Raw genomic sequence first — 9932 nt, 5'->3', positions numbered from 1 at the left:
GGCCCCGGCACCGCGCGTGCGGTGCCGGGGCCGGACCCGTTCCGGAGCCTTCGCGGGCGGGCCTACTCGGTGGTCCTGCGCAGGCCCGCCCCGGTGTCCACGCGGTTGCGGACGGCGAACCAGCCGCCGACCAGGAGCACGACGAGCAGCGGGATGAGGTACACGGTCCTGCGGCCGACCTCCGCGTCCTGCCACATCAGGACCAGCACGGCCAGCAGGAAGGCGATCGTGACGATCTCGGTGACGGGGCTGCCGGGCAGGCGGAAGGAGGGCCGGTCGAGCAGGCCCGCCCTGGCGCGGCGGACGAACACCAGGTGGCAGATCATGATGATCACCCAGGTGCTGATGATGCCGAGGGACGCCACGTTCAGGACGATCTCGAAGGCCTGGCTCGGCACGAGGTAGTTCAGGACGACGCCGAGCACGCACACCGCGCAGGTCAGCAGGATGCCGCCGTAGGGCACCTGGCTGCGGTTCATACGGGCGGTGAACTTCGGGGCCGAGCCCGCCATGGCCATGGAGCGCAGGATGCGGCCGGTGGAGTACAGGCCGGAGTTCAGCGAGGACATGGCCGCGGTGAGGACGACCAGGTTCATCACGTCGCCCGCGGCCGGGACGCCGATCTTGGACAGGACGGTGACGAAGGGGCTCTCGTCGCCGGAGTAGACCGAGCCGGGCAGCAGGAGGGCCAGCAGGACGACCGAGCCGACGTAGAAGAGGGCCACCCGCCACATGATCGAGTTCACCGCGCGCGGGACGACCTTCTCCGGCTCGGCGGTCTCGCCCGCGGCGACGCCGACCAGCTCCAGGGCCGCGTACGCGAAGATCACGCCCTGCATCACCAGGACGACCGGCATGACGCCGTGCGGGAACACGCCGCCGTTGTCCGTGATCACGCTCAGGCCCGGGGTCTGGCCGCCCACCTCGTGCTGGGTGACCAGCAGGAAGATGCCGATCAGCATGAAGGCGACCAGCGTGGCGACCTTGATGATCGCGAACCAGAACTCCATCTCGCCGAAGATCTTCACCGAGATCAGGTTGACCACCAGCACCACGGCGAGCGCGATCAGGGCGAGCACCCACTGCGGGATGTCGGTGAACAGGCTCCAGTAGTGCGTGTAGAGCGCGATCGCGGTGATGTCCGCGATGCCGGTCGTCGACCAGTTGAGGAAGTACATCCACCCGGCGACGTACGCGCCCTTCTCGCCGAGGAACTCGCGCGCGTAGGACACGAAGGAGCCGGACGAGGGCCGGTACAGGACCAGCTCGCCCAGGGCCCGCACGACGAAGAAGGCGAAGACGCCGCAGACCAGGTAGGCGAGGGCCAGCGCGGGGCCCGCGTCGTGGAGTCTGCCGCCGGCGCCGAGGAAGAGACCGGTGCCGATCGCGCCACCGATCGCGATCATGTTGACGTGCCGGGCCTTGAGGTCCTTGCTGTAACCGGCGTCGCCCGCGTCCGCGGGCGTCCGGGCCGCTGCGGGGGCGGCCCCGGCCGTTTCTACGGCGTCCTTGCTCACGTAGGGGATCTACTCTCTGGTGTCCCGGCACCGCGTGGGCCCGGGTGTCCGATGTGCCATGGACCGCACCGCCGCGAACGAGGCACAGACCACGCGGCCACCTTCCCTCAACCTGCCGTCATTATGCGGTGGTGAAGATCACATAGCGGCACATCTCACAGGTGGGAGCGGGTGTAGTAGGGTCCGCCCTTCCCGATTGCGACGATCGGCCGTCTCGGTGGACGCATCCCCTCGGCCGCTCCGCGGCCGCGCCTTCCTCCCCCGCCCGCGTCCCTGCCGCCCACCGCCGTGTGCGCGGAACGGGCGGTGCACGGGCGGTGCGACAGCAATACTGTTGGACCCGTTCGACGGATCATGGACGCGGGCCGGGGCGGCGCGTCCGGCGAGAGGCGAGGAGCCGGCATGACGACGGGCACCGAGGAGCCCACCCTCACGGTCGACGAGCTGGCCGCCCGCGCGGGCGTCACCGTCCGGACGGTCCGCTTCTACAGCACCAGGGGCCTGCTGCCGCCGCCCGTGATCGGCCCGCGCCGCGTCGGCCGCTACGGGCAGGCCCACCTCTCCCGCCTCGCCCTGATCGAGGAGTTGCAGCACCAGGGCATGACGCTCGCGGCGATCGAGCGGTACCTGCGGCAGCTGCCGGACGACCTGAGCGCCCACGACCTCGCCATCCACCGGGCCGTGGTGGCGTCCTGGGTGCCCGACACCGCCGAGGAGACGTCCCGCGCCGAGCTGGAGCGCCGGGCGGGCCGCGCGCTGAGCGACGGGGACCTGGACCGGCTCGTCGCGATGGACGTCGTCGCGCGCACCGAGCGCCCCGGCGTCCTGCGCGTCGACCCGGGCCTGCTGCGCCTGGGCGTCCAGCTCCTCGACACGCCGATCGCCCACGAGACGATCCTCGCCGCGCGGACCGTGCTCCAGGAGCACGCGCGCAGCGCCGCCCGCGAGCTGGCCCGCCTCTTCCACGAGGAGGTGTGGGAGGCCCACCGGGAGCGCGGGCCGGGCCCCGGGCACGTCGCCGCGATGAAGTCGCTGTCCGCCCATGTGCAGCCGATGGTGGTGCAGGCGCTGCTCACCACGTTCCAGCGCACGCTCCGGGAGGAGCTGCGGCAGTCGTTCGAGGAGTCCTGAGCGGTCCCGAGCAGGACCGGTACAGGTCCGGGCCGGGAGCCGGGCGGGTCCGGAGCGGGGGCCCGATGGGTCCGGAGCGGGAGCCGGGCGGGCCCGGGGCGCGAGCCGGGCCCGCCTTGGTGCCTCACCGGCGGGCCGGGCCTCCCGACAGGTCGAGGGTCTGCCCGGTCAGGCGGCCGTTGCCCTCGTCGAGGACGTACAGGAGGGTGGGGATCAGGTCCTCCGGCTCCGGGCCGGGCGCGATGGCGTTGACCGTGATGGCGTACGGGGCGAGCGCCCCGGCCAGGGCGCGGGTGAGGCCCACCAGCCCGGTCTGCGCCGCGGTGTGCGCCACCCGCGCGGGCGGCGCGTCGGACACGGCGGCGGGGGTGACGTTCACGATCCGGCCCCAGCCCGCGGCCTTCAGGTGCGGCAGCACGGCGCGCGTCATCACGAAGGGGGCCTCCAGGACGTCCCGCACGGTCCGCCGCCACTCCTGCGGCGTCGTCCGCTCGAACTCCGCCTCCGCCTCGGTCTCCGCCTCTCCCTCCCCCTCCGGCGGCCCGCCCGCGTCGTTGACCAGCGCGTGCAGGGTGCCGAAGTGGTCGAGGACGCGTTCCAGGGCCGCGCGCACCTGCTCCTCGTCGGCGACGTCGGCGACCAGTTCCAGGTAGTCCAGGACGCGCCCGGCCGTCTCCGGCTGCGGGACGGCGTCGAGCCCGGCGACCCGGTAGCCGTGCCGCCCGAGCGCGACGGCGAGCTCCTGTCCGAGCCCTCGCGCCGCTCCGGTCACCAGGACGGTGGGCGTCTCCATGGGGCGAGTGTGCTGACCCGGCCGGACTCCGGACAAGAACGCTTCCGGCCGTCGGGGCGGCCGTCCCGATGTCCCGTACCGGCCGGCGGGCCGCCCCGCCGGGCGCCAACGCCCCGGCCGCGCGCGTCCCGCCCGTACGTGCCGGTGCGTCCGCGTACCTGTGCGCCGACGCCCCCGGGTACGCCCTCCCGCCCGTACGGCCGCGCGCGGCCGGTCGCGGCGGGTTCAGTCGCCGAACCGCTCCCCCTTCTCCGCCTTCTCCACCAGCAGCGCGGGCGGCGTGAAGCGGTCGCCGTAGCGTTCGGCGAGCTCGCGGGCGCGGGCCACGAAGCCGGGCAGCCCGCCCTCGTAGCCGTTGACGTACTGCAGGACGCCGCCCGTCCAGCCGGGGAAGCCGATGCCGAGGATCGAGCCGATGTTGGCGTCGGCGACGGAGGTCAGCACGCCCTCCTCCAGGAGCCGGACGGTGTCCAGCGCCTCGGAGAACAGCATCCGCTCCTGCATGTCCCGGAACGGGATCTCGTGCCCGGGCCGGGTGAAGTGCTCGCGCAGGCCCGGCCAGAGCGGGCCGCGCCCGCCGTTGTCGTCGTAGTCGTAGAAGCCCGCGCCGCCGCTGCGTCCGGTGCGGCCGAACTCGTCGACCATGCGGTCGATCACGGCCTCGGCCGGGTGGGCCTCCCAGGTGCCGCCCGCCTCCTCGACGGCCTGCCGGGTCTCCTTGCGGATCTTGCGCGGCAGGGTGAGCGTCAGCTCGTCCATGAGGGACAGGACCTTGGCCGGGTAGCCGGCCTGCGCGGCCGCCTGCTCCACCGACGCGGGCTCGACGCCCTCGCCGACCATGGCCACGCCCTCGTTGATGAAGTGGCCGATGACGCGGGAGGTGAAGAAGCCGCGCGAGTCGTTGACGACGATCGGGGTCTTCCTGATCTGCCGGACCAGGTCGAAGGCGCGGGCGAGGGCCTCGTCGCCGGTGCGCTCGCCCTTGATGATCTCCACCAGCGGCATCTTGTCGACGGGCGAGAAGAAGTGCAGGCCGATGAAGTCGGCCTGCCGCTCCACGCCCTCGGCGAGCGTGGTGATCGGCAGGGTGGAGGTGTTGGAGCACAGCAGCGCGTCCGGCGCGACGACGTGCTGGACCTCCTGGAACACCTTGTGCTTGAGGGCCGGGTCCTCGAAGACGGCCTCGATCACCGCGTCGCAGCCGGTCAGGTCGGCCGGGTCCGCGGTCGGGATGATGCGGGCCAGCAGCGCGTCGGCCTTCTCCTGGGTGGTGCGCCCGCGCGCGACCGCCTTGGCGCACAGTTTCTCGGAGTACCCCTTGCCCCTGGCCGCGGCCTCCTCCGAGACGTCCTTGAGGACGACGTCGATGCCGGCGCGGGCGCACGAGTACGCGATGCCCGCGCCCATCATCCCGGCGCCGAGGACGGCGACCCTGCGGACCTGGCGCGGCGGCACGCCCTGCGGGCGGCTGGCGCCGGAGTTGACGGCCTGCAGGTCGAAGAAGAATGCCTGGATCATGTTCTTGGCGGTCTGGCCCGCGGCCAGCTCCACGAAGTACCGGGCCTCGATGACCTGCGCGGTCTCGAAGTCGACCTGGGAGCCCTCGACGGCCGCGGCGAGGATGTTGCGCGGGGCCGGGTAGGGCGCGCCGTTCGTCTGCTTGCGCAGGTTGGCGGGGAAGGCGGGCAGGTTGGCCGCGAACTTGGGGTTCGCGGGCGTGCCGCCGGGGATGCGGTAGCCGGGCCGGTCCCAGGGCTGCTGCGACTCGGGGTGGGCGTCGATGAAGGCGCGGGCCTTGGCCAGCATCTCCTCGGGGGTGTCGGCGACCTCGTCGACCAGCCCGTTCTCCCGGGCGCGGCGCGGGCTGTACTGGGTGCCCTGGAGCAGCACCTTCAGCAGCGCGTCGGCGATGCCCAGCATGCGTACGGTGCGCACGACGCCGCCCCCGCCGGGGAGCAGGCCGAGGGTGACCTCGGGGCAGCCGATCTTCGAGCCGGGCGCGTCGAGGGCGACCCGGTGGTGGCAGGCGAGGGCGATCTCGTAGCCGCCGCCGAGGGCCGCGCCGTTGATCGCGGCGACGACGGGCTTGCCCAGGGTCTCGATGCGGCGCAGGTTCCGCTTGATCGCGAGGCTCGACTCCAGGGCCTCGCCCGCGGTCTCGGGCGTGATCCGGATCAGGTCGCGCAGGTCGCCGCCGGCGAAGAAGGTCTTCTTGGCGGAGGTGACGACGACGCCGCGCACGGAGTCCTTCTCGGCCTCCAGGCGGTCGGCGGTCGCGGCGAGGGAGGCGGCGAACGCCCGGTTCATGGTGTTGGCCGACTGGCCGGGGTCGTCCAGGACGAGGGTGACGACGCCGGTGTCGTCCTGTTCCCAGCGGATGGTGGTGCTCTCGGTCATGGCAGATGTCTCCGTAGGAAGTCCGGGGGTGCCGCTGGTCACAGGCGCTCGACGACGGTGGCGACGCCCATGCCGCCGCCGACGCAGAGGGTGGCGAGGCCGTAGCGCTTGTCCTGGCGCTCCAGTTCGTCGACGAGCGTGCCGAGGATCATCGCGCCGGTGGCGCCGAGCGGGTGGCCGAGCGCGATGGCGCCGCCGTTGACGTTGACCTTGTCCAGGGACAGGCCCATGTCCCTGGCGAAGCGCAGCACGACGGCGGCGAACGCCTCGTTGATCTCGACGAGGTCGATGTCGTCGATGGTCAGGCCGGCCTTGGCGAGCGCCTTGCGGGTCGCGGGCGCGGGGCCGGTGAGCATGATGGTGGGCTCGGAGCCGGAGACGGCCGCGGAGACGATCCGGGCGCGCGGGGTGAGTCCGTGGCGCTCGCCGGCCTCCTTGGAGCCGACGGCGACCAGGGCCGCGCCGTCCACGATGCCGGAGGAGTTGCCCGCGTGGTGGACGTGGTCGATCCGCTCGATCCAGTGGTACTTCTGCAGCGCGACGGCGTCGAAGCCGCCGAGGTCGCCGATGTCCGCGAACGACGGCTTCAGCTTCGCGAGCGAGTCGGCGGTGGTGCCGGGCCGCATGTGCTCGTCGTGGTCGAGGACGACCAGGCCGTTGCGGTCCCTCACGGGCACGACGGAGCGCGCGAAGCGGCCCTCCTTCCACGCCGTCGCGGCCCGCTCCTGGGACAGCGCCGCGTACTCGTCCACGTCGCGGCGGCCGAAGCCCTCGATCGTGGCGATCAGGTCGGCGCCGATGCCCTGCGGCACGAAGTTGGTGGCCAGGTTGGTCATCGGGTCGGCGAACCAGGCGCCGCCGTCGGAGGCCATCGGCACCCGGGACATCGACTCCACACCGCCCGCGAGGACCAGGTCCTCCCAGCCGGAGCGCACCTTCATGGCGGCGAGGTTGACCGCTTCGAGACCTGAGGCACAGAAGCGGTTCTCCTGCACGCCGGCGACCGTGTCGGGCAGCCCCGCGGCGATGGCCGCGATCCGGGCGATGTCGGAGCCCTGGTCGCCGACCGGCCCGACGACGCCGAGCACGATGTCGTCGATCGCGGCCGGGTCGAGGTCCGGGAACCGGGCCTGCATCTCGTGGATCAGTCCCACCACGAGGTCGATGGGCTTGGTCCCGTGCAGGGCGCCGTTCGCCTTGCCGCGACCGCGCGGGGTGCGGATCGCGTCGTACACGTACGCTTCGGTACTCACTGGTGGGGTGCCTTTCTGTGGGCGCGCTTCGCTGGGCGCTCGGTCAGGACGCGGCCGCGGGGCCTGCGGCGGACGGGGCGGACGGTGTTCCCCCGGGACCGGGCCGGGCGCCGTCCTCCGCGAGGGCGGGCACGTCCCAGTCGCGGGCCACCCCGGCGGTGTCGGCGCCGGGCCGGGCGGGGCCGGTGCGCACCGAGGTGCGCGTGGCGGAGAAGCGGGGCGCGGGCGCGGGCTGGGTGATGCCGCCGTGGCCGGTGAAGGTCGAGCGGGCCGCGAGGTGCGGGTGGCCGGGCGCCTCGGCCAGCGACAGCACCGGCGCCACGCAGGCGTCGGAGCCCTCGAAGACGGCCGTCCACTCCTCGCGCGTACGGGTGCGGAAGCGGGCCGCGATCCGCTCGCGCAGCTCCCCCCACCGGGTGAGGTCCCAGCGGTCGGGGGCGTCGTCCGGGAGGCCGAGCAGCCGCGCGAACTCCTCGTAGAAGCGCGGCTCCAGCGCGCCCACCGCCATGTGCCGGCCGTCGGCGGTCGCGTACGTCCCGTAGAAGGGGGAGCCGCCGTCGAGGAGGTTGGCGCCGCGGTGGTCCTGCCAGGCGCCGGCGGCCAGCATGCCGTGGATCATCGCGGACAGGTGGGCCGCGCCGTCCACGATCGCCGCGTCGACGACCTGCCCGGTGCCGGTGGCGCGGGCGTGGTGCAGCGCGGCCAGCACGCCGACGACGAGGTACAGGGAGCCGCCCGCGTAGTCCCCTAGCAGGTTGGCGGGGACGGCGGGCGGCCGGTCCGGGTCGCCGATCATGCCGAGGACGCCGGTCGGGGCGAGGTAGGAGACGTCGTGCCCGGCCCGCTCGGCGAGCGGGCCCTCCTGGCCCCAGCCGGTCATCCGGCCGTAGACGAGCCGGGGGTTGCGGGCGTGGCAGGCCTGTGGCCCGATCCCCAGGCGCTCGGCGACGCCCGGCCGGTAGCCCTCGATCAGTGCGTCGGCGCGCTCGGCCAGGTCCAGGACGCGGTCCGCGCCGCCCGGCGCCTTCAGGTCGACGACCACGGACCGCTTGTTGCGGTTGGTGACGTCGTACGCGGGGTCGATCCCGAGGCCGGGGCCGCCGGGGCGGTCGACCCGCACGACGTCCGCGCCGAGGTCGGCCAGGAGCATGGCGGCGAACGGACCGGGCCCGATGCCCGCCAGCTCGACCACCCGCACCCCGTGCAGCGGTCCGTGCCCCACCGCTTCCGCGGCTGCCATCGGGCCCCCCGTGGTTTGACAGGATCGATGTAACACCAGCGATGCTAGGAAGCGGAGCCGCTCCGCACAAGGGCCCGGCGAGCAAGCGCTTAGCCCATTGTGCCGGGCAGTGCGCGCGAGCGCGGCGCGGCGCTCCGGCCGGTCCCCGGCTCCAGCGTCCCCCGGCCGCGGGACGTCCCGGTGCTTCTCCCCCGGTCCTGGTCACAACGGTCCTACGGCACGGTAACCTCAGCGCCCGGCAATGGCGCGCACCCAGGGCGAGGAGTCCCATGAGCAGGCGGAACGGCACGGACCGGGCGTACGACCTCGTGCTCTACGGAGCGACGGGGTTCGTCGGGACGCTCACCGCGGAGTACCTCGCCGCCCACGCGCCCCAGGGGCTGCGCTGGGCGGTCGCGGCGCGCGACACGGCCCGGCTGGAGCGGCTGCGCGACCGGCTGGCCGCGCTCGACCCGGCCTGCGCCGGCCTCCCCCTGGTCACGGCCGACGCCGCCGACCCGCGCGCGCTGCGCGAACTGGCGGAGAGCACGCGGGTGGTGGCCACCACCGTCGGCCCCTACCTCACCTACGGCACGGAACTGGTCGCCGCCTGCGCCGAGGCGGGGACGGACTACGCCGACCTCACCGGCGAGCCGGAGTTCGTGGACCTCACCTACGTACGGCACGACGCGCGGGCGCGGGAGACCGGGGCGCGGCTCGTGCACGCGTGCGGGTTCGACTCCGTGCCGCACGACCTGGGCGCGTACTTCACCGTGCGGCAGCTCCCGGAGGGGGTGCCGCTGACGGTGGACGCCTACGTGCGGGCCGAGGCCATGTTCTCGGGCGGCACGCTCGCCTCGGCGCTCAACCAGCTCGCGCGGCGTCGGCAGATGCGGGAGGCCGCGCGGGACCGGCGGCGCCACGAGCCCCGGGTGCACGGGCGCCGCGCGCAGACCCCGCCGGGCGGGCCGCGCTTCGCCAAGGAGGTGGGGGCGTGGGCGCTGCCGCTGCCCACCCTCGACCCGCAGATCGTGCGGCGCTCGGCCCGCGCCCTGGAGCGCTACGGTCCGGACTTCCGCTACCGGCACTACGCGGCCGTGCGCAGCCTGCCGTACGCGGTGGGCGGGGCGGCGGCGGCCGGCGCGCTGTTCGCGGCGGCCCAGGTGCCGTCCGCGCGGCGGCTGCTGTCGGACCGGCTGCGGCCCGGGGACGGGCCGAGCGCGGAGCGGCGCGCCCGGAGCAGTTTCTCGGTGCGGTTCGTGGGCGAGGGCGGCGGCCGGCGGGTGTTCACCGAGGTCAGGGGCGGCGATCCCGGCTACGACGAGACGGCCAGGATGCTCGCCGAGGCCGCGCTGGCGCTCGCCCTGGACGATCTGCCCGACACGGCGGGCCAGGTGACGACGGCGACCGCGATGGGCGACGCCCTCACCGAGCGGCTGACCCGCTCGGGGCTGGTGTTCCGGGTGGCGGCGCGGCGGTAGGGGCGGCGGGCCGGCCCCGCCGCCGACGCGGTCGGCCCGGTCGGCGGGTGCGGCCGGACCGCGACACGAAGACGGCGGACCGGGCGGGCCCGACCCGCGGTCGCGGCCGCGCGGCGGCAAGGGGCCGCGGGCACGGAGACG

7 protein-coding genes are annotated in these 9932 nt (G+C 74.3%); 2 read left to right on the top strand and 5 right to left on the bottom strand.

Translation table 11 applies throughout. The annotated features are described in order from the left end of the window. Positions 1-62: 62 nt before the first annotated feature. The gene (locus IE271_RS27965) at positions 63-1517 is read right to left on the bottom strand and encodes an amino acid permease (protein WP_190193226.1); all 1455 of its coding nucleotides are present in this window, start codon (positions 1515-1517) and stop codon (positions 63-65) included. A gap of 402 nt (positions 1518-1919) precedes the next feature. Here IE271_RS27965 and IE271_RS27960 point away from each other — a divergent pair, with 402 nt between their 5' ends. After that, positions 1920-2648, top strand: a complete 729-nt coding sequence (locus IE271_RS27960; RefSeq protein ID WP_190193225.1) for a MerR family transcriptional regulator — start codon at positions 1920-1922, stop codon at positions 2646-2648. 124 nt (positions 2649-2772) lie between these two features. Here IE271_RS27960 and IE271_RS27955 read toward each other — a convergent pair whose 3' ends face one another. The 4 genes from IE271_RS27955 to IE271_RS27940 form a co-directional block, all read right to left on the bottom strand. Further along, entirely contained in the window at positions 2773-3441 is a 669-nt protein-coding gene (locus tag IE271_RS27955; RefSeq protein ID WP_190193224.1) for an SDR family NAD(P)-dependent oxidoreductase, read from the bottom strand. Between the two features lie 225 nt (positions 3442-3666). Next, on the bottom strand, positions 3667-5838 hold the full coding sequence (locus tag IE271_RS27950; protein WP_190193223.1) for a 3-hydroxyacyl-CoA dehydrogenase NAD-binding domain-containing protein: 2172 nt from the start codon (positions 5836-5838) through the stop codon (positions 3667-3669). Positions 5839-5876: 38 nt separating this feature from the next. Then, positions 5877-7091, bottom strand: coding sequence for an acetyl-CoA C-acetyltransferase (locus IE271_RS27945; RefSeq protein ID WP_190193222.1), 1215 nt, complete (start codon positions 7089-7091; stop codon positions 5877-5879). Between the two features lie 43 nt (positions 7092-7134). Continuing rightward, positions 7135-8331 carry a CaiB/BaiF CoA transferase family protein gene (locus tag IE271_RS27940; RefSeq protein WP_190193221.1) on the bottom strand — a complete coding sequence of 399 codons (1197 nt, stop codon included), beginning with the start codon at positions 8329-8331 and terminating at the stop codon, positions 7135-7137. A gap of 269 nt (positions 8332-8600) precedes the next feature. Between IE271_RS27940 and IE271_RS27935 the strand changes: the two genes are divergently transcribed. Further along, the gene (locus IE271_RS27935; protein WP_190193220.1) at positions 8601-9791 is read left to right on the top strand and encodes a saccharopine dehydrogenase family protein; all 1191 of its coding nucleotides are present in this window, start codon (positions 8601-8603) and stop codon (positions 9789-9791) included. The last annotated feature ends 141 nt before the right edge of the window (positions 9792-9932 follow it).

Origin of the sequence: Streptomyces minutiscleroticus (assembly GCF_014650875.1) — a bacterium.
GTDB lineage: Bacteria > Actinomycetota > Actinomycetes > Streptomycetales > Streptomycetaceae > Streptomyces > Streptomyces minutiscleroticus.
This window is presented reverse-complemented; position numbering and strand designations above follow the sequence as displayed.